The sequence below is a fragment of the Lactobacillus sp. IBH004 genome (assembly GCF_026185255.2).
Taxonomy (GTDB): domain Bacteria; phylum Bacillota; class Bacilli; order Lactobacillales; family Lactobacillaceae; genus Lactobacillus; species Lactobacillus melliventris.
This window is the reverse complement of the sequence record NZ_CP110217.2, coordinates 1,547,261-1,568,113: the sequence shown is the minus strand read 5'-3', so window position 1 is coordinate 1,568,113 and position 20,853 is coordinate 1,547,261. Positions and strand designations below refer to the sequence as shown.

Annotated in this window: 9 protein-coding genes; 8 read left to right on the top strand and 1 reads right to left on the bottom strand. The window is 38.7% G+C overall.

Annotated features, from left to right (window positions below):
• The first annotated feature begins 26 nt into the window (after nucleotides 1–26).
• The 8 genes from mgtA to glmU all read left to right on the top strand — a co-directional run bounded on the left by mgtA (nucleotide 27) and on the right by glmU (nucleotide 9,745).
• A complete protein-coding gene (gene mgtA / locus LDX54_RS07830; RefSeq protein WP_265667517.1) occupies nucleotides 27–2,717 on the top strand; it encodes a magnesium-translocating P-type ATPase in 2,691 nt (896 codons plus the stop codon).
• 116 nt (nucleotides 2,718–2,833) lie between these two features.
• The gene (gene metG, locus LDX54_RS07825) at nucleotides 2,834–4,810 is read left to right on the top strand and encodes a methionine--tRNA ligase (RefSeq protein ID WP_265667518.1); all 1,977 of its coding nucleotides are present in this window, start codon (nucleotides 2,834–2,836) and stop codon (nucleotides 4,808–4,810) included.
• Nucleotides 4,810–5,577 carry a TatD family hydrolase gene (locus LDX54_RS07820; protein WP_265667519.1) on the top strand — a complete coding sequence of 256 codons (768 nt, stop codon included), beginning with the start codon at nucleotides 4,810–4,812 and terminating at the stop codon, nucleotides 5,575–5,577. Before metG ends, LDX54_RS07820 begins: the two co-directional genes overlap by 1 nt.
• The gene (gene rnmV, locus LDX54_RS07815) at nucleotides 5,564–6,130 is read left to right on the top strand and encodes a ribonuclease M5 (protein WP_265667520.1); all 567 of its coding nucleotides are present in this window, start codon (nucleotides 5,564–5,566) and stop codon (nucleotides 6,128–6,130) included. The genes LDX54_RS07820 and rnmV overlap by 14 nt, the downstream gene beginning before the upstream one ends.
• Nucleotides 6,120–7,013 carry a 16S rRNA (adenine(1518)-N(6)/adenine(1519)-N(6))-dimethyltransferase RsmA gene (gene rsmA / locus LDX54_RS07810; protein WP_265667521.1) on the top strand — a complete coding sequence of 298 codons (894 nt, stop codon included), beginning with the start codon at nucleotides 6,120–6,122 and terminating at the stop codon, nucleotides 7,011–7,013. Before rnmV ends, rsmA begins: the two co-directional genes overlap by 11 nt.
• An 84-nt stretch (nucleotides 7,014–7,097) precedes the next feature.
• Nucleotides 7,098–7,343, top strand: a complete 246-nt coding sequence (locus LDX54_RS07805) for a Veg family protein (RefSeq protein WP_034978009.1) — start codon at nucleotides 7,098–7,100, stop codon at nucleotides 7,341–7,343.
• Between the two features lie 122 nt (nucleotides 7,344–7,465).
• Entirely contained in the window at nucleotides 7,466–8,296 is an 831-nt protein-coding gene (purR, locus tag LDX54_RS07800) for a pur operon repressor (protein ID WP_122026440.1), read from the top strand.
• A gap of 63 nt (nucleotides 8,297–8,359) precedes the next feature.
• The gene (gene glmU / locus LDX54_RS07795) at nucleotides 8,360–9,745 is read left to right on the top strand and encodes a bifunctional UDP-N-acetylglucosamine diphosphorylase/glucosamine-1-phosphate N-acetyltransferase GlmU (protein WP_265667522.1); all 1,386 of its coding nucleotides are present in this window, start codon (nucleotides 8,360–8,362) and stop codon (nucleotides 9,743–9,745) included.
• Nucleotides 9,746–9,852: 107 nt separating this feature from the next.
• On the opposite strand, the gene LDX54_RS07790 is transcribed toward glmU, so the two are convergent.
• The gene (locus LDX54_RS07790) at nucleotides 9,853–20,775 is read right to left on the bottom strand and encodes an SLAP domain-containing protein (protein WP_265667523.1); all 10,923 of its coding nucleotides are present in this window, start codon (nucleotides 20,773–20,775) and stop codon (nucleotides 9,853–9,855) included.
• Nucleotides 20,776–20,853: the final 78 nt, after the last annotated feature.

The following is a 20,853-nucleotide window of genomic DNA, read 5'->3' as shown; positions in this document are numbered from 1 at the left end:
AGTTGTGTGATGAGGAGAGTGGGAAAATGCTGAAAAAACCAAATGGTACTACCAGCAACAAAGACTTGGAGCTGGTAAAAGCAATAGCTAAAGAAAATAGATCAGAGACTTTAGCGCGGCTGCATGCCAGCAGTAACGGTTTAACTAGCGAGCAAGCTGAAAAAAACCGGGAGGAATATGGTTCTAATACTATTGCCACAAATAGACACAATTCTAAGCTCCGCTTTTTGGCGGAAGCTTTCATCACGCCATTTACTTTGGTATTACTGGTCTTAGCTACATTGTCTTTATTTACCGACTATATTTTTGTACCAGCAGGAGAAAAGGACTTAACCACCGTAGCAATTATGGTCACGATGGTTTTGATTTCCGGAATAACCAGCTTTGTGCAAAACGTCCGGTCATCTAATGCTGTGGATTCCTTACTTAAGCTTGTTTCTGTTACGACAGATATTATTCGCGATGGTCAGGACCAGGAAATTGATACTAGTGAAGTGGTTGTAGGTGATGTAATTCGGTTAGCTGCAGGAGATATGGTACCGGCCGATATGCGCCTTTTAACCAGTAAGGACCTCTTTTGTTCTTCCAGTTCTTTAAATGGTGAATCAAATCCGGTAGAGAAAATCGCTACTGCCAAGCCAAAAATTGGGGCGGATCGTGATTATCTGGATTATCCTAATATTTTATACGAAGGTACAACAATCGTTTCCGGTTCTGGTTTAGGAATTGTGTTTGCAACTGGTGAAAGAACCATATTCGGCAAATTGGCTCATGATATTTCACATAACGATGTTAAAAACACAACTTTTGATGTTGGTATCAAAAATGTTTCTAGATTATTAATAATTATGACTGCCATCATCGCACCTTTAGTTTTCATTATCAATGGTATTACTAAGGGCGATTGGGTTAATGCCCTGATCTTTTCAATTGCGACCGCTGTCGGACTAACACCCGAAATGCTGCCTGTAATTGTAACCACCAATCTGGTTAAAGGTTCAATTGAAATGTCCAAAAAAGGCACAATTGTTAAAAAGATGAATTCAATTCAGAACTTTGGCTCGGCTGATATTTTGTGTACTGATAAAACTGGGACCCTGACTCAGGACAAAGTGGTTCTGGAGCGTCATTATGATTTAAATTTACGGGAAAATCCGCGGATTTTAGAGTTAGGCTATCTTAATTCCAATTACCAAACGGGGATGAAAAACCTGATTGACAAAGCAATCATTGAAGCTGCTGGGGATGAACTGGATATCAGTGAAATTCAGCGTGATTACAATAAGATTGATGAAATTCCGTTTGACTTTTCCAGAAGACGCATGAGTGTGGTAGTGGAAAACTCTGATGAACAGCACGGCGAGCACTTGTTAGTAACTAAGGGTGCTTCAGAAGAAATGATGGCTGTTGCTACGAAGCTTGAAGTTGACGGTCAGATTTTACCTTTAACACCTGAACGTAAGCAAAAAGTAATGGCTAAAGTAAATGACATGAATGATGATGGCTTGCGCGTGATCATGCTGGGATACAAACGTAATCCTGCACCTGTCGGTGAATTTTCAGTAAAAGATGAAAATGACCTTATTCTTTGCGGCTATCTTGCCTTCCTTGATCCCCCTAAAGAGAGTGCCAAAGACGCTTTAGCTCGTCTAAAGTATGATGGTATCAACGTTAAAATTTTAACAGGAGATAACGAGGCTGTTACCAGAACTGTTGGCTTACAAGTTGGTTTAAATGTCGATACGGTTTATTCAGGTGCGGATCTTGAAGGCAAGAAACCTGAAGAGTTGGCAAAAATGGTGGAAGAATGCAATATTTTTGTCAAATTATCACCGGAAGATAAAACCAAAATTATTAATCTGTTAAAGCAAAATGGTCATACAGTAGGCTATATGGGTGATGGTATCAATGATGCTCCTGCAATGAAGGCAGCTGATGTCTCAATTTCTGTTGATACTGCTGTGGATATCGCCAAGGAATCTGCTGATATTATTCTGCTGCATAAGGATTTGAATGTACTAGAAGAAGGCGTGAGAATCGGTCGAAAAGTATTTGGCAACACCATGAAGTATATCAAGATTACGCTGTCTTCCAACTTTGGTAATATTTTATCAATTATGGTAGCTTCTTCATTCTTACCATTCTTGCCAATGCTGCCACTGCAACTTTTGGTTTTAGATTTACTCTACGGCACTAGTTGCCTCTCTCTGCCATTTGATGACATGTCTGATAAGTTCTTAAAAGAACCCCGGACATGGTCAACCAAGAAGTTGCCTAAATTTATGTTTTACTTTGGTCCAACTTCATCTGTCTTCGATATTCTGACTTTTGCGTTATTATTCTTTGTTATTTGTCCACAATTGACAGGAGGAAATTACAGCGCTTTGGGAGCAACCCAAAAAGTTGCATTTGTCGCTCTTTTCCACACTGGCTGGTTTATTGAATCGCTGTGGACTCAGGAAATGGTTATTCACGCTTTGCGTGATCCGCGTTTGCCATTTATTAAGCAGCACGCTGCACCGGGAGTCACGCTAGCAACATTTGGTGCTGGGGTAATTGGAACCTTGATTCCATTTTCATTCCTGGCAACAAAACTGGGCTTTGGCAAGATGCCAATTAAATTTATGTGGGTAGTATTCGGTATACTTGTTCTATATATTTTATTGACTACAGTTGTCAAGTATTTCTATTTAAAGAGTGAAAAATTTTTAATCTAAAAATAAGTACAGAATGCTAAATATCTACTAAAAAAGAGAACTCCGTAAGGAATTCGCTTTTTTGTTAGTGTAGTATAATATAGTATAATTAAGCGAAAATTAAGGAGCAAATGAATATGGCTGATAAAAAAACTTTTTATATCACAACACCAATCTACTATCCATCCGGCCGATTGACTATCGGCAATGCTTATACCACAATCGCAGCTGATGTGATGGCGCGCTACAAGCGCAGCCAAGGCTACGACACCTTCTTTTTAACTGGTACTGATGAGCACGGATTAAAAATTGAGCAAAAAGCTGAAAAGCAAGGGGTTAAACCGCAAGAATTTGTGGATAAAATGGTGGTTATTTATAAAAAGCTGTGGCAAAGCCTTGATATTTCATACGATAAATTTATTCGGACTACTGATAAAGAACACGTTAAAGGCGTTCAAAAGATTTTTGAGCAGCTGTTAAAACAAGGTGATATTTATCTGGGAGAATATACAGGCTGGTATTCTGTAGAAGATGAAGAGTATTTCACAGAATCACAATTAGCTGAAGTTTATAAAGACGATGATGGTAATGTGATCGGCGGCAAGGCACCATCTGGTCATGAAGTCCAACTGGTTAAAGAACCATCATACTTTTTCAAGATGAGCAAATACGCAGACAGACTTTATCAGTACTACCAAGACCATCCTGATTTTATTCTGCCTCATTCTCGCGAAAAGGAAATGGTCAACAATTTCATAAAGCCTGGTCTGGAAGATTTATCAGTCACCAGAACGACTGTTTCCTGGGGTATTCCTGTTCCAAGTGATCCTAAGCATGTCGTGTATGTTTGGATAGATGCATTATCTAACTATATTACTGCATTGGGTTATGGCTCAGACGATGATTCTTTGTTTAAAAAATACTGGCCGGCTGATATTCACTTGGTAGGGAAAGAAATTGTTCGTTTCCACACAATATACTGGCCGATTATGTTGATGGCTTTAGGTTTGCCATTACCTAAGCATGTGATTGGTCACGGCTGGGTTTTGATGAAAGACGGCAAAATGTCCAAGTCGAAGGGCAACGCAGTTTATCCTGAATCTATTATTAACCGTTATGGCGTGGATGCATTGCGTTACTACTTAATGCGTGCCTTGCCATTTGGCTCTGATGGCGTCTTTACGCCAGAAGATTTCGTTGAGCGCGTTAACTATGACTTGGCTAACGACTTAGGCAATCTGCTCAACAGAACTGTTTCCATGATCAATCAATATCAAAATGGCAAAGTTGAACCAGTTGCCCAAGAGCAGGATGACTTAGGTAAGGACTTGGCCCAAACGGCAGCAGACGTTATTGCCAGCTATAAAACAGAAATGGATACTTTGCACTTTACTCAGGCAATTGAAGATATCTGGAAGTTTATTAATCGTGCTAATAAATATATTGATGAAACAATGCCTTGGAAATTAAATAAGGAGGGTAAAGCTGCAGATTTAGCGCGCGTAATGTCGAACTTGGCAGAGAGTTTACGTATCATTGCTTTGCTGATTGCTCCAATTATGACCAGGACTCCAGTAGAAATGTACAGACAATTAGGTCTTGACTGGGACAATGATGAGCACAAGCAACTTGAATTTGGTGCATGCACCTGGAAAACTCAAGTCATTTCTGATCCCAAGCCGATTTTTCCAAGAGTTAAGCCTGAAGAAGAAATTAAATACATTAAAGACGAGATGGCTAAAGCTAAGCCGAAGAAGGCAAGCCGCAGCGAACAAGGTAAGGATAAAGAAATATCGATAGACGATTTTGCTAAGGTTAAAATCCAAGTCGGTAAAATTCTGTCTGTTGAGCCAGTTCAAGGTTCTAAGAAATTGCTTCAGTTCCAAATGGACTTTGGCAATGGCGATGAAAGACAGATTTTAAGTGGTATTAGGCAGTATTACCCTAATGCCAGTGAATTACTGGGCAAAAAGGTTTTGGCAGTAACCAATCTTAAGCCACGCAAGATGTTAGGTCATCTAAGCCAAGGTATGCTGCTTTCTAGTGAAAAACATGGTGAAGTAAAGCTGGCTTTAGTTGGTGACGAACATGAAATTGGGGCCCAACTAAGTTAATGGAATTAATTGATAACCATACTCATTTACAAGATGAACCATTTCGTGGCAAAGAAGAGTTTTACCTCGATCGGGCACAAAAATTAGGTGTAACTAAGATAATTTGTGCAGGACAGGATCCAGAGTTTAATAAGCGCGCAATTAATTTAAGTCAGCGTTTTACTCAAGTCTCTGCGATGGTGGGTTATTGCCCTGATGTGGCCAAAGATTATAACCAAAAAGCAGAAGACTTGCTAATTGAACAGTTGCAACTTCCTGGCGTTGTGGCGTTAGGTGAAGTAGGGCTAGATTACTATTGGGATGAATCTCCGCGTGATAAACAAAGAGAGGTTTTTGCTAGACAGGTTGAACTGGCTCATGAATTAAAAAAACCGGTTGATATTCATACGAGGGATGCTTTTGGTGATTGCTATGAGATATTAAAAAGCAGCAACTTAGAGTACGGTGCAATTTTGCACAGCTTTAATGGCGATATTTCATGGCTAACTAAATTTTTGGATTTAAATGTATATTTTTCTTATTCTGGTGTTGTTTCCTTTACTAAGGCAACTGCAGTCCATGAATCGGCCAGAAAAACTCCGTTAGAGCGATTGTTGGTGGAAACCGATGCTCCGTATTTAACTCCTAAACCATATCGCGGCCGGCAAAATGAACCGGGCAATGTTTATTATGTAGCTCGCGCCATTGCGGAATTAAAGGATCTCCCGTTAGAAAAAGTTGCTCAGGCAACATATGCGAATACGATGAGGGTCTATGGTCTTAACTAAAAAACAATATAATGCCGTTGTTGTCGTTGAGGGAAAAGACGATACTATTCGTCTTAAACAATTTTTTCCCGGAATTGAAACCATTGAAACGAATGGCTCGGATGTGCCTGATACAGTACTTACTGAGTTGCAGGAACTAGCTCATAAAAGAGAAATTATTGTCCTGACAGATCCTGATTTAAACGGCGAGCGAATAAGACGTCTAGTTACTAAAGCAGTGCCGACCGCAAAGCAGGCTTTTATAACGCGTAAAGAGGGTGAGCCTCATAAAAAAGGTTCACTTGGCGTTGAGCATGCATCAAAAGAGGCACTGGTGAGGGCACTAAGTGTTTTACATGAAAAGAAGCTGCCCAGCAGTGATTTGACCAGGAAGAAATATCAAGAACTAGGTTTAGCCAGTGGCCCTAATTCACGCAAATTGCGGGAACAAGTTGGAATAAAGCTGCGCGTTGGCTATGGCAATGGCAAGCAATTCTACCATCGTTTACAGACTTTTGGGATTTCACTTGCGGAGCTTAAACAGGCTGTTGAGGAGGTTAAAGATGAACACTGAGATTCCTATTGGCTCTCCAGTTAGAACTCAAGCAATTATCAATCGCTATTTTATGAAGGCTAAAAAAAGCTTGGGTCAAAACTTTTTAGTAGACTTGGATGTACTTCAAGGTATAGTTCGAGCTGCCGCAATTAAACCCGGTGATCAGGTGATTGAAATTGGACCGGGAATTGGTTCTTTGACTGAACAACTGCTCAATGCCGGAGCTAAAGTTTTTGCTTATGAAGTTGATGAAAACCTCCCAGAAGTGCTGCATAATGAACTACCCGCTAAAATAAATGGTATGCCATTAAAACAATGCTTTAAATTAAAAATGAAAGATATTTTAAAGGCTGATTTTGCAACTGATCTGGTTGACTTTTTTGATTTAAATAAACCGATCAAGGTTGTTGCTAATTTGCCTTATTACATTACAACTCCAATCATTTTCTTTCTTAGCAATTCTCAACTGGAATTTACCAGTTTAACCTTAATGATGCAAAAAGAAGTGGCAGACCGTTTGCATGCCCATGTCGGAACAAAGGAATATGGGCCTTTAACAATCGCGGTTCAAGCCGAAATGAGTGTGCAGCCTTATTTGACTGTCAAAAGCAGCTCATTTATACCTCAGCCTAAGGTTGACTCAAGCGTCGTAGTTTTAAAACCTTTAGCGGCAGCGAATAAACCTGATATAGCTAACCTTGAACACTTTAACCGGGTAGTTAAAATGTGTTTTGCTCAAAGACGTAAAACATTAAATAATAACTTAAAAGTTCTTCTGCCAGATGAAAAACAACGCTTAGCTCTGATTAAATCTTTGGGAGTCGATTCACGCATTCGTCCAGAACAACTGACACTAGAGCAATTTATTAAAATTGCACATAGTGTGTCGGTTAAAAATTGACGAAAATATTCTGGGGTAGTTTTTAAAAAGAATTGAAAAAATAATAATAAAGTGGTATAATGCAACTCAAAGGAGTTGTTTTCATTGCCAACATCTATTATGACCATTAAGAGTAAGCTGGATTCACATTTAGGTGATTCATTAACTGTAGTTGCAAGAGCTGGACGTAAGAAAGTAACTAAAAGACGTGGAATTTTGAAGAACACTTTTCCTGCAGTTTTTGTAGTTGATTTAGACCAGGATTCAAATAACTTTGAACATGTTTCTTATAGTTACACAGATTTGTTAACCAAAAATATAACATTAAAATTTGATAACGCTGTGCAATAAGATTAAGGCGTCATCTTAAGATTACTTTTTGGCAATAACATTTGGTAAAATGTTAGTGCCTTTTTTTATGGTTGAGTGTATAGTAGTAACTGGCAAAAAGCAAACAATAGGAGGTAATTTCTATGAAACGTTCAGAGAGATTAGTTGATATGACTAAATATTTAATGGAACGACCACATGACTTAATTCCGCTGCCATTTTTTGCAAAGAGATATGGTGCAGCCAAATCTTCAATTTCTGAAGATTTGGCAATTTTGAAGCACACCTTAGCAAGTAATCAAGACGGAATTTTGGAAACAGTCGCTGGAGCAGCTGGGGGTGTGCGTTATATTCCTTTTTGGGGTAAAAAGCACGCCCAGAAATATTTAAATGAATTGGCCAGTCGCATTGAGGATCCTGACCGCATTTTAGCTGGTGGATTTGTTTATCTGTCTGATATCATTGGCAATCCACAAGACTTGGATAAAATCGGTAAATTAATTGCTACTAGGTATGCATATTCTAATATTGACATTGTGATGACTATCGAAACCAAGGGCATTGCTTTGGCTCAAGCAGTTGCGCGCTATTTAAATGTACCCTTTATCATTGCTCGTAAACGCTCAAAGGTAACTGAGGGAGCAACAGTTTCTGTAAATTATATTTCTTCTTCACTTGATCGTGTTTCTAAAATGGAGTTACCCACAAGGGTGTTAAAAGAAAACTCAAACGTACTGTTGATAGATGATTATATGATGGCTGGCGGAACGCTGACGGGAATGCAACAACTGGTAAAAGAATTTAATGGCAACATTGCCGGTATTTGCGTTTTATGTGAAGCGGATTTTGACGATGTTAAACTAATTGAAGGTCATCTTTCTTTAGTAAAAATTAAAAAAATAGATGATAAGAGGAAAGTTATCATGGCAGAGCCGGGTTCTTTAATTGCTCATACTGATTTTGGCAGCTTTTAGTTTCTGCGCCAGTATACTAAAATATAAATAGTAATTTAAGAATATAAAAGAGGCTAAAAATCTATGAGAAAATTTGTAATTGTTCTAGCGGCTGGCAAAGGAACACGTATGAAGTCCAAATCATACAAAGTTTTGAACAAGATATGTGGGAAAACTATGGTTGAATATGTGGTCGAAGCTGCCCAGGCCACTGAACCGGATAAAATAGTTACAATTGTTGGCATTGGCGCTGAAGAAGTTAAAAAAGTCCTGGCCGGTAAGTCCGAATTTGTTTTGCAGAAAAAACAGCTTGGTACAGGGGATGCTGTTTTAACTGCAGCTGATGAATTGGCGAAAGAAAATGGTGCAACTCTTGTGATTACTGGCGATACTCCCTTATTTACAGGCGAAACCTTTCAAAAATTATTTGATTACCACCAAAGTAAGGGAAATGCAGCTACAGTTTTGACTGCTCAAGCTGCTAATCCTTTTGGTTATGGCCGCATTATAAGGGATGACCAGGGTAACGTCTTAAGGATTGTTGAGCAAAAAGATGGCACAGCAGAAGAATTGGAAACTAACGAAATTAATACTGGTGTTTTTTGTTTTGACAATCAGAAACTGTTTAGTGCCTTAAAGCAGGTTAACAACCATAATGCTCAAGGAGAATATTACTTGACTGATGTCTTGGAAATCTTGCGTAATCAAGGTGAAAGAATTGGTGCATATAAAATGCCCGATTTCAGTGAAAGCCTTGGGGTCAATGATCGCTTGGCATTAGCTCAGGCTACTAAGACTATGCAGAAGAGAATCAATGAAAAGCATATGGCTAATGGCGTTACTTTTATTGATCCGGAGACGGCATATGTAGATGTGAATGTAAAAATTGGTTGTGATACCCAAATTGAGGGCAACGTAGTTATCAAAGGTAATACCGAGATCGGCGATAACTGCGTAATTACCTCTGGTTCAAGAATTGTTGATTCAAAAATTGGCAATAATGTGACTGTGACTTCATCCACGATTGAGCAGGCCGAAATGGCTGATTTTTCAGATATTGGGCCAAACTCACACTTGCGTCCCCAGGCTATTATTAGAAAGGGTGCCCACATCGGTAATTTTGTTGAAATTAAATGTGCCGAGATTGGAGAAAACTCCAAAGTTGGTCATTTAACTTATATTGGCGATGCTACATTAGGTAAAGATGTTAACGTTGGTTGTGGTACTATCTTTGCTAATTATGATGGTGTAAAAAAAGATCACACTAACGTTGGTGATCATGCATTTATTGGTTCAGGTGCTACTTTAGTGGCACCGGTTAATATTGCTGACCATGCTTTTGTAGCAGCAGATTCAACAATTACTAAAGATGTAGCTAAATATGATATGGCAATTGCGCGTGGCCGACAGGTAAATAAGCCTGATTACTGGCATAAATTGCCCCTGTCTAACGATTCTAACTGGAAATAATAATCAAACAGAGCTGAAATCAATTTTCAGCTCTGTTTGATTTTGCAGAATAACTAAAAATAGCTCCTGAGTTCTTTAAACTCAAGAGCTATTTTAGTAAGCTACACCTATTTATTAAAATTAGTTTCTTTAACAAACTTATTTTTAGCAATGATAAAGTACTTTTCGTGGTTAATTTTGACAGGACTGCCATAAGTTTTAATTACTTGCTGTTTCCTTAAAACTTTTTTGCTAATTAGATTACCATGTTGGCTGTAAACATAAGCATTATGCCTTAATTTAAGCATATTAGAATCAATATTGTTAGCGGCGATGAATAAACCATCATCCAGTTCGTAGTATTTCTTACCATTGATGAATCGCTGGTTAACCGTATTAACAATTGAACCGGCCAGTATAACGATCTTGTTAGCACGTTTACCGTTTTGATCATATAGATAGGAATTGTGCATAATAGTTTTTGCAGCTGCTGGTTGCGCCTTTTCCATTACGAGTTCGTTGTTCGGCGCTGCACTAGCGGCTTTTTGCAAAGCAATATTTGCAGCCTTAACAAAGCGGTTTTGGGCAATAATGTAATATTTTTTGCCCCGAATTGTGACTGCGTTACCATAGGTTTTAATATTATTGCCTTTTCTTAATACGCCAGCTTTCTTTATGCGATTGCCATGTTTATTGTAAACATAGGCATTATGTTTTAATTTCTGACTTGTAGGAATAACATTACCCAGAGCAATATAGTAAATTTTATTCTGATTGCCTTTATCGACCAAGACGTAATAGCTCTGCCCGTTAATCTCTTTGGTGCCGTAAGAAGTAATGATTGAGCCGGCACCAAGAATAACTTTGTTAGCACGTTTGCCATTTTCATCGTAAAGGTAAGCGTTGTGCATTAAGGTTAATTCTTCGCTGCTGGTTAAATCAAGTTTTGCCTCATTGTCTTCTTTGCTTGATGTATTAACAGGCGTATTGTTAGCAGGAACCGGGATAGAATGATTGTTAGAACTATGTTCATTTTCGCGATTAATATCATGAAGAATATGATCAATTGTGGCAGAATCCGTAGCATCAAGATACATTTGCTTAATAGCATCATCACGCAGTTTAGTAATTGTCTGACTGTCATTGACCTGAGGCTGTTTGAGAGCAGCGTTTGCCTGGGACATATCTGTCTCAATTTGCTTAATAATAGCTTGCTTTTCTTGCTCAGTGTACTTGCCAGACGACTGAATTTCACTTGTAGCTGCTTTTTGTGCTTCTGTCAGTGCTCCAGCAGCTATTTCTTTTTCACCAGCTAATCCTGTTGCAGCGAGTTTATCCGCGTTGGCAGGATCATTGAGCGCATCTTTAGCATTTTCGTATGCTTGATCAACGCTAGTGGTGTTTGCTTTATCCTTAAACCTGTCTTTGAGAAGTTTAACAGCGGAATCATAGGCAGCTGTTAGTCTTTCTTCTTGTACATTGCTATCGTTATTTAAAACATTCTCAAGTTCTTGACTATCGCTTACAATAATACTGCTTATCTTGTCAACTGCATTCTTTCTGGCAGTTTCTATGCCAGTTGAACTTTGAGCCTGATCAATAGTGCCCGTTTGATCCGAGTTAGCTTTAGCTGCTTCTTGGTCAATGTAATCTTTAATTGCCTGCTTTTCAGCACTAGTATAATCGCTGCCATCTTGATGCTTTAATTTATCAACTTGGTTTTTAGCGTTGATAGCAGTGTCTGCTACTGACCCCTTAGCTATTTCTTTTGCAGCTGCAGTCTTAGCTGCTGTAATATCTTCAATTGAGTCACCATTCACCTGTGAGTGCTCGTGATATGCTTTATCAACATTGGTGGTGTCAGCATTTTCGCCAAATTTTTCTTTTAGTTCAGCAACTGCTTTTTGATGTTCAGCAGCTAATTCATTGTTTGCTTCTGCTTTAAGCGAACTAATAGATTCCTCTTTAGCGGCATTACCAGCACTGCCGATATCGGATTTAGCGGTTTCTGTGATTTTAGCAATCTGGTCCTTTTTGCCCGATGTATCGCCTTTAGGAGCATTAACTGCATCAATTTGATCCTTGGCTTTCTGGCTATCATCTTTAATTTGCTCTTTCAGCCTGTTCTTTGTTTCAGCAGCTAATTTATCGTTACTGTCGATTTCTGCAGTTACTTTTGCAGCTTCCTCGTCGATGTCAGCCTTAGCCTGTTCCTTGTTAATGATGGTCATAGCCTCATCATAAGCAGTGCTAGCAGTCTGGATATCAGTAGCATTATTAATAGCTTTAATTTGCTCGTCAATATGATCTAGCAATTCTGGTGACAGCTTATCTTTCAGTCTGTCTTTTAATTTACTGTATGCATCGTTAATGCCGTCTACTCCTTCAGCGCCCTTAAGGGCATTATTTTGTTCATCATTGAACCATTCTGGTTCAGTGCCAGTTTCAGGCTTAGCCAACAGCCGATCAATGTTTTGCCCAATATCAGCTTCTTCTGGGATGTCGGCACTTGCAGCAGCACTTTCGATATCTTGGTAACTCTGCTTGTATGCATCATCAATTGCTTTTTTAGCTGCTGCCTTTTGCTCGGCAGTTAATTGAGATTGATCAATTACAGCATGAGCCTTAGTTTGTTTATCTTTCAGAATGTTTTCGGCTTTTGTCTTATGACCAGCCAGGGCTGTCTGTTCTTTAATGCTATTGATATTAGTAATAGCTTGTTTTCTATTATTATCTATTTGGTCTTTAGCGCCGGCTTCAGATTGCGAAACAGAATTAATGTCAGTTCTTGCTTGTTCAACAAGTTTTTGAATTTGCTCCTTTTGCTTTTGCTGGTCTGCTGGGGACAAACCAGATTTTTCTATTGCGTCATTTGCTTCTTTTTGAGCTTGTTCGATCTGAGAAATTGCCTCTTGTTTAGCTTTAACTATTTCGGCTTTTTCTTGTGCAACTTGGAAAATGCGGTCGATTTCTTTCTCACCAAAATTAGCAGTTTCACCTTCTGGCACTATACCTTGTTCGGCATTTTCAACTTGTGTTTTAGCATCTTCGTAGTTGTTTTCAAGCTTAATACCGGCAATGTTAGCAATGGTTTTGTTAACGGCTTCTTCCAATTGCTTTTGAAGAGCGTCAATTTGATCTTGCTCAAGGTTGGTTGCCACACTGGCAATTTCGCCTTTACTGTTAACATAGTCCTTAAACTTATTAATTTGTTTATTCTTTTCCGCAGTCAGTTTGCTTGGCAATTTTGCCTGATCAATGTTTGTTTTGGCATCTTGTTCTAACTGGGATAGCTGTTCACTTGTCCCGCCATAAATTGAACTAATACCATCATTTAAGGCCTGGTCAATGTCTTGATAGCCACTAGCGGCATCGTTGCCGGCTAAACCTATACCATCAATGTCAGCTTTGGCTTCTGCGGCGTGTTCTTTTAAGCTCTTAACGATTTGATTTTTACGATCAAAATCATCACCTAATTTGTTAATTGTGGTAATGCCATCATCTGCAGCTGTTTGAATTTGCGTAATGGTGTTCTGCTTACTGCTCCTAGCGTTAATAATCTTTGCTGCTGCTTTTTTTTGTTCCTGATCTATTTGTGCTTTCATTTGGTCAGCAACGGTGCTGTCTTCAGTTTCAGCAGCTTTAGCTTTGGCGTTGGTGGCTGCAGTTTGTAAATCATTTAGAGCTTGGGCTAGAGCTTCTTCGTTAGCAATATTATTATTGACCTTGTTAAGAGCTGTCTCACCATTACCTTTGGCAGCATTAATTTTATCCAGATCAGTGGCAGCAGAAATCTCGGCTTTAGCTGCACTTAAAGCGTCACTAATAGCCTTACTTAAGTCATCATATTGATTTTGATCAATTTTGTTATGCAAACGGTCATCGTTTAAGCGTTGGCTCAGCTTTTTAGCCTGCTCAACCAGTGAGTTGTAGGCGGCATTTTGTTCCTGCAGTAAAGCTGCGTTTTCTTTGGCATTTTGTACAATACCGGTAATGGCATTTTCAGCGCCTTGTTTGGCTTTTTCTACCTCGTCTGGACTTTGTGCCTTGTTAATATTTTGGATAGCTATCTCTTTATTTGAGTTGATTAAGTCAATTTGCTGGGCTTTCTCAGTATCACTTAGAGCTGACTGTTCGATCTTCTTGATATTATCTGCAGCTGTTTGGGCAATATTCTCTAAGTATTTATTGGCATTATTCTTAGCCGCTTGTAATTGAGCAGCGCTTAAAGCTTTGTCAATGTTGATAATACCAGTAGTCTTAGCGGATGCAATATCGTCTGTTGTTTGCTGAGCGTTAATCTGACTGACAGCTTTATTTTTAGCAGCGGTTGCCTGACTCTTATACTGAGCTTTTTCTTCAGCACTTAAGCCTGTAATTTGATCAATTTGAGCTAAAATTCCCGGAGCACCAGGATTATTAGTTTGACCGTTTAGTTCCGCTGTCAATGCTTTAATTGCTTCGTCTTTAGCATTTTTTATTTTGGCAGCATCATTAGAATCTGCTGTAGTCTTAATTCCTTTGATGTGATTAATGGCAGAATCTCTACTGCTCAAAACAGTGCTACTATCCTCAGCAGCAGTAATGGCTGAAGCGGCATTCTCTAGAATAGAATCAACACTGTCTTGATCCTTTTTATCTTTTAAGTTGTTTTTGATTTCGTCTGCGACATCTTTAATAGCTTTTCTGGCTTGTGCTTTGGTAATTGCTAAGTTACCACTTGCTTCTGCTTTATTGATGGTAGTAACGGTAGCAGTAGTGATTTTATTGCTATCTTCTTTTGTCTTGCCATTTTGTAATTTACTCTTGGCATCCGCAACAGCCTGATTAATATCAGAGATTGCCTGCTCATATTGGGAACTAGCTTCTTCTTTTTCTTCAGCGCTTAGAGTGTCATATGAAGATTTTAATCTGCTAATTGCTTCTTGAGCAGCTTGGTTAATAGCCTCTTCGCTGTGATGTTTAGTATTCTCCAAATCAGCTGTCATAGCTGTGGCTGCAACCTGACCAATAGCATCTTTACCATCATTTTTGGCTTTGTCTACGGCATCATTATTTTTTTGCAATTCAATATTTTGCTTAGCTTTAGCTCTTTCATCGTTGATTTTTGCAATGGTTTGAGTTTTATCCGCGTCAGACATCGCAGATTGATTAATGGTAGAAATTGCTTGATCAGCCTGCTTGTCGACTTCTTGCTTAGCATGATCAATATTGGTATCAAGGCTTTGCGCATCCCTAATAACTGTGTTCATATTATCAATGCCTTGCTGTTTTTCAGAATCGACTTGAGCAGCAGGAGCATTCTTTACTTTAGCAACTGCATCATTATAGTAATCAGTTAACTGTTTAATTAATCCGTCTTTAGTAGTGCTGTTAACATTTTGTAAGTTGGTAATTTGATTAGAAACATCGGTGCAGGTGTTCAACAATTCTTTAAGCGCAGCGCTTCTACTTGATTGCAATACTACTTTAGCAAGAATTTTATTTAAAGCTTCCCGACCGGCGTTTGTTGCAGTAGCAATTTCATCTTGAGAATGAGCATTTTGAATATCAGTTTTGGCTGAAGTTAAAGCAGAACTAATTTCGTCATAATAATCACTTTTTTCTTTGCCGGAAAGGTTAGGATCTTTTTCGATACTTGTCCGAATTTTCTCTGCTAGAGCATTTAGGCCAGTGTCTTTATTGGTTAAAGCATCATCTTTTTGTTGTTCTAAGTATTTTGCTTCTTCACTGGCAATACTGCTAGCAACGCTGGCCATAGCAGCAATGCCATCATCCCTATCTTTAGCCACTTGTTCAGCAGTCAAGTCGTTGTATACTTTGCTGGTTGCCGTTTCATAGAAGCCATTAATTTTGTCTGTTAGTGCGTCTTTTTGCTCGCTATTAATTTTATTATCAGTAAAAGCCTGATTAATAGTATCTAAGTCTTTTTTCTTCTCATCTTGCAACGCTATATTTGCCTGAGATTTTGCGACTATTAATTGACTGGCCGCCAAATCCTCATTAATACTGGTTTTACCAGCTTGTCTAGCAGAATTAACACCATCATTGTCTTTAGCTGCATTAATTGCTGCTTTGGCGTTAGCCAAGTCTTTATTAATAGTTTCTTGATAATGTTGTTTATCTTCTGGACTTAAAACAGTATCGTCAAAGTCGTCAATTGTACTTAAAGCGTTTTTAGCTGCTTCTTCAACTCCCTTGATTGCATCTTGACGCTGCTTATTTAAATTATTAGAGCCGGTATTAGCAGCATTTTCTTGATAACCGGTAATATTTTTAATGGCTCTGTCTTCATCTGTTGCAATTGTAGTTTCATCTTCATCTTGAGTGATTTTAGCAACACCAGCAGCAGTTGCAGTATTAATTAGTTCTTGATATTTGGTTTTTTCCTCGTCACTCAGATTTTTATTATTTGTAATCTTAGCAATAGCTTTGTCTTTAGCATCCTGAATTGCTGCAATGGCCTGATTACGTCGACCACTTAAGTTTTGCTCATCAAGTAAATTGTTTAATGCAGCAGTGCCTTCTCTAACTGCGGTATTAATATCAGCTATAGTTTCAGCCTTATCAATGCGGCTATTATAACCTTGACTTCCGGTAAGCAATTCACTGGCTTTATTGGCAGCATCGTCTTTATTCTTGGCCGTTAAATTAGGATTATTCTGAATTTTGTTAACAATGTCTTGTTTAACTGTTTCCAGTTGCTTTTTAGCAGCAGCCTTATAGGCATTTAAAACATTCTTTTTACCGTCAATAACGTCCTGGTTGATAACGGTAAGTGAGTCATGGCTAGCAATCGTGTTGATAGCATTAGTGACTGCCTCATCAATATTAGACTCTTGCTCAACCCCTAAATTGTTTTTAGCTTCAGTTGCATCTTGCTCAATTTGTGCTTTAGCAGCCGACTTATAGGCATTTAAAACATTCTTTTTGCCGTCAGTAATATCTTGCTTGATGTCAGCAGCAGAGCTATGACTGTCAATCGTGTTACCGGCATTGGTGACTGCGTCATCAATATTAGTTTCTTGCTCAACTCCTAAATTGCCTTTAGCTGTCTCTGCGTCCGCCTTAACCTGAGCTTTAGCATTTTCTTTAAATGCGTTTAAGATATTTTCTTTAGCGGCTTTTTCTGCTTGGACAATATTTGAACTACTTGCAGCATTATCCTCAATTTTATCAATTGCCGCTAGGGCATCTGTCATGGCGGTTTCGGCTTGGCCAACTTGACCAAGGACATTCTCGTAGTCCTTAGTATAACCAGCAATTTCAGCTTTGGCAGCTGCTTTGTTAATTAAACTTTCAGCAGCAGCTTTTCTCTTATTGATAATTTCACTGTCATCAGTGCCATAAATAGATTTGGCAGTATCACCAGTAGTAGCTGTTGCAGCAGCAACTGCTTCATCTATTTCATCAAGGTATGTTTTTTGTTCATCCGCTGTTAAATCAGAATTTTGAATCCGTTCTTTAGCTTGAGCAGCTGTCTCCTTAATATCTTTTGCTGCTTGGTCTTTTACTTTATCCGTATGTGTGCCATTAATCTTATCAATACCATTGTTAAGATCATCTTTAGGATTATTGCTGTTAATAATATCTTTGATAGCTTGATTTAAAGCAGCTTGAATTTCAGGTCGATCATCACCATACTGTGCTATTTGCTTTTTAGCAGCAGCTTCTAATGCTGCAATTGCATCAATAGTATCTTGCACACCTGGGAGTAGAGCTTTGGCTTCTTTTTGATGGTTATTAATAGCCGCTTCATCTTCGTCTTGATCAAGCTCACCGTCAGGAGCAACAATTTCTTTTGGTCGCTTGAGCTTGTCTTTTATACCGTTAATTAACTCGTCTACCAGTGATTTAACATTCTCATCTTTTGAGACTGTGTCAATAGCATTTTCGACTTTTGTAATTGCCTGGTTAATATCAGTTTTTACATTATCTCGGTAATCTTTTCCTGCTTGATTAATAGCATTAATACCGTCATTAACAACCTGATCGATGTTAATGTTATTTGTGGCAGCAGCCTGTACTTTACTAATGGCTTGGTTTTTAGCGGCAGTGATAGATTGTTCCTGTGCAGGGAACTTTTTAACTTGCTCCTCAGCTTGCTGAGTTAGTTTGTCAATTGCAGCCGCTTTAGCTTTTTCATATTCTCCTTGACTTTGGGCTGTTTGTATAGCCTTATTGACCAAGTCTAAAGCCGTCTTTTTCCTATTATTTATTTCACTGATTGCCGTCTTGGATGATTGGACGCCATAAACTGATTTTTTAGAATCATAATTGCTATTTTTATTGGTAGCAGCATACTGGGCGGCTTCATTCAGTGCATCAGAGAATGCTTTTTCCTGATCTGCAGTCAAATTAGCCGGCTTTTTAGTTTTAGCAGCATTAATAGCATCAGTAATTTCCTGAGCTGCTTCTTGTTGTACTTCGCTAAACGGTTTGATGCCGAGACTAACTATAGTAGGGCGGTCGCCACTGGCAATGTCTAACGGACTATATTCAATGAAGTTTGCATGTGGAGTTAGTTGAATTGTGGCGTCTTTAGCCATCCTGGTAGTAATTTCGGCAGGGATGGTAATGGTGAAGGAGCCATCAGGAGCAACTTTAGCGGCAAATTTGGTAGGTAATGCTGCCAAATCATTTGCTTCACCGCGATAAGTATCAACAGTATCAGCGTAGGGATTAGCGATTGTTGAATCAATAACAGCTTGACCATTTCTGTATACACCACTATCTTTAAACCTGGCTAAAACATAGGCTTCGGTACCACCAGGTAAGATGTTTTTAAAAAAGCTGTCACTATCAGGACCATCTTTTGCAGGATTATAGTATAATACATAACCTTTGACTAGTTTTGAACCATCTTCTTGATTAATTACCGTCACATCTTCTGGGTCTATGTCTAAGAAGCCGCTTTGATTAGCCGGTGTAAATCTGATGTTATTGTAGCCTGGGTTGTCTTTATTGGAAAAAGCTGCTTCCACGATGGCTCGAAAGAGCTGGTCATAGCTTTGATGATTGTAATTTTGCAGCAATTTCTGGAAGTTTTCAGGTGCTTTACTGAGAATGGCGCTAAGCTGGGGGCTATCTTTTTTGACTTTTTCTAAGTCGAAGATCCTTTGACCGTTTAATACTTCCAGTTTGTTAACTGCGACAGTTTTAGCATTTTTTTCGACTTGTAAAACATGAAAAGGCGGCAAGACTAAGTTGCTGCCAAGAGCAGATCCATTTAACAGTTCACCAAGGTTTAAGGACTGGCGAACATTTGTCACGGTGATTTTATTATCACCGATAATACTGGTGCGATCATTGTTATTCAGATGAGCATCTAACACAAGAGAAGTAGGGTTATTAACAATCAGTTGCCCAGTATTGGCCACATCAACCAGCTTTATTGCACCAGTACCGGCATCACCAACTAATTGAATTTCAAAGCCGCCGTTTTGCACGTTAGCTGTACCGTCAATTTGCACTAGCGAACCACTATAATTGCCCATGTTTTGCCCGGTAATTTTGAGAGCACCACCTGAGTTAATGGCAAAATCGCCCCCAATATAAATCAGGCTTTGCTTATTTTTAGTTGAAATATTACCATTCGTGTTAACGGTAATTGCACCATTTTTGCTAATATTGACCTTTGAATTGGCGTTGTTTAAATAAATGGCTCTGGCCTGGCCATTATTTTGCTTGCCCGCATACTTAATTCCTTCACTTTGTCCGATGTTAATGTTCACCTGACCGTGAACAGTTACTTGCGCATCGTCACTAATGAAAATGGCACTGACTGGATTGCCGTGTTCACTGTTATTAGCACCATTTGAGCCATCGTACGTCTTAAGTGGGGTCAGGTCAACAACTGCTCCTTGTTCAACATTAAGAGAATTGCCTTCTCCTCTCATTTCAATCAAAGTTCCGCCAAATGTCGAACCGTCAAAGTGGCAGCCTGCTTTAAAAGTAATGCTATTATTGCTATTGGTGAATTCTAAAAGCTGCTGATTATTACCGTCAAACCAACCGCCAATATTGCTTGGAATTTTGACAGTTTCAGCGTGAATTTGGCCTTCAAAAATAATGTCAGTATTATTTTTGGTATATGTTAATTGTGAACCATAAAAATCAATATTTCTAAAAGTGATTTTAGCCGTTTGCCCTTTAGTCATATTGTAAGTATCAGCGACACCATAATAGTCTGTACTTTTAAGTATTAAGTTTTCATAAGTAATATCTAAAGAAGAATTACCGGTAAGAGTAGGGTGGTTACTCTTGAAATCAAGGGTATATTTCGCATTACCTGCAGACTTAATTAATAATTTTCTACCTTGAAAAGCCTGGCGATTATGACCTGTCTCTCTGTCAGCAATAATATTATTGGTAATATCAATTTCACTGACATTACTATTGTTTAGGGCGCTAATAAAATCCTTCCAGTTACCAACGCTTACTTTTTTACCAGCGTCTTTTGCATCTTTTGCGGTGATCTTAGACTTTGCGGCGTCCTTATTTTTATCTGTTTTGCCAGTTTCCTGCTTAGCAGTATCGTCTGTATGGGGCTCTTCTTTGTCCGAGTTATCGCTGTTAATGCCTGTTTTGTCTTCAGTGCCTTTGTTAATATCATTGTTGTCTGCACTATTTGCATTAGGCTCTACCTTGTCTGGGTCGTCATTGGCAGCAGTTTGATCTGTTTGAGCAGTGTCATTTTGTTTACTGTTACTATTATTCTCCCTCAAAAACGAACTCAAGCCAGAAAATGCGGTTAAATTTGGTTCCCCTTCTGGCTTGTTTGTTTTGTATGTAGTAGTAGATATATCTCGTGCGGTATTTTTGTTGCTGTCTTGCGAAAAGATTTCTGCTTGAGAATAGGTATTCTTCTCAGTTAGTTGAGGTGGAACAACTGTATCAGCCTTAACTGTTTTGCTGTTTAAGCCTAAAAAAGTAAAGCCAAGCAATACAGAAGTAGTACCGATACTCAATTTACGAATTGAGAAATGGTCTTGCTTAGCCTGCCTTGCCATTTTTTTCACCCGTTCATTGTAATTATTCTTTCCTAACATAGAAATTTCCTTTCTAATTTCCATTTACTATATAATTATCAATTTAGTAGATGATGATATAAATGTCAATTATTGCGT

Excerpts from the sequence above, each read along its gene's own strand:
- metG (WP_265667518.1), top strand. The coding sequence starts at position 2,834 with ATGGCTGATAAAAAAACTTTTTATATCACAACACCAATCTACTATCCA.
- rnmV (WP_265667520.1), top strand. The coding sequence starts at position 5,564 with ATGGTCTTAACTAAAAAACAATATAATGCCGTTGTTGTCGTTGAGGGA.
- LDX54_RS07820 (WP_265667519.1), top strand. The coding sequence starts at position 4,810 with ATGGAATTAATTGATAACCATACTCATTTACAAGATGAACCATTTCGT.
- mgtA (WP_265667517.1), top strand. The coding sequence starts at position 27 with ATGCTGAAAAAACCAAATGGTACTACCAGCAACAAAGACTTGGAGCTG.
- LDX54_RS07790 (WP_265667523.1), bottom strand. The coding sequence starts at position 20,775 with ATGTTAGGAAAGAATAATTACAATGAACGGGTGAAAAAAATGGCAAGG.
- glmU (WP_265667522.1), top strand. The coding sequence starts at position 8,360 with ATGAGAAAATTTGTAATTGTTCTAGCGGCTGGCAAAGGAACACGTATG.
- purR (WP_122026440.1), top strand. The coding sequence starts at position 7,466 with ATGAAACGTTCAGAGAGATTAGTTGATATGACTAAATATTTAATGGAA.
- rsmA (WP_265667521.1), top strand. The coding sequence starts at position 6,120 with ATGAACACTGAGATTCCTATTGGCTCTCCAGTTAGAACTCAAGCAATT.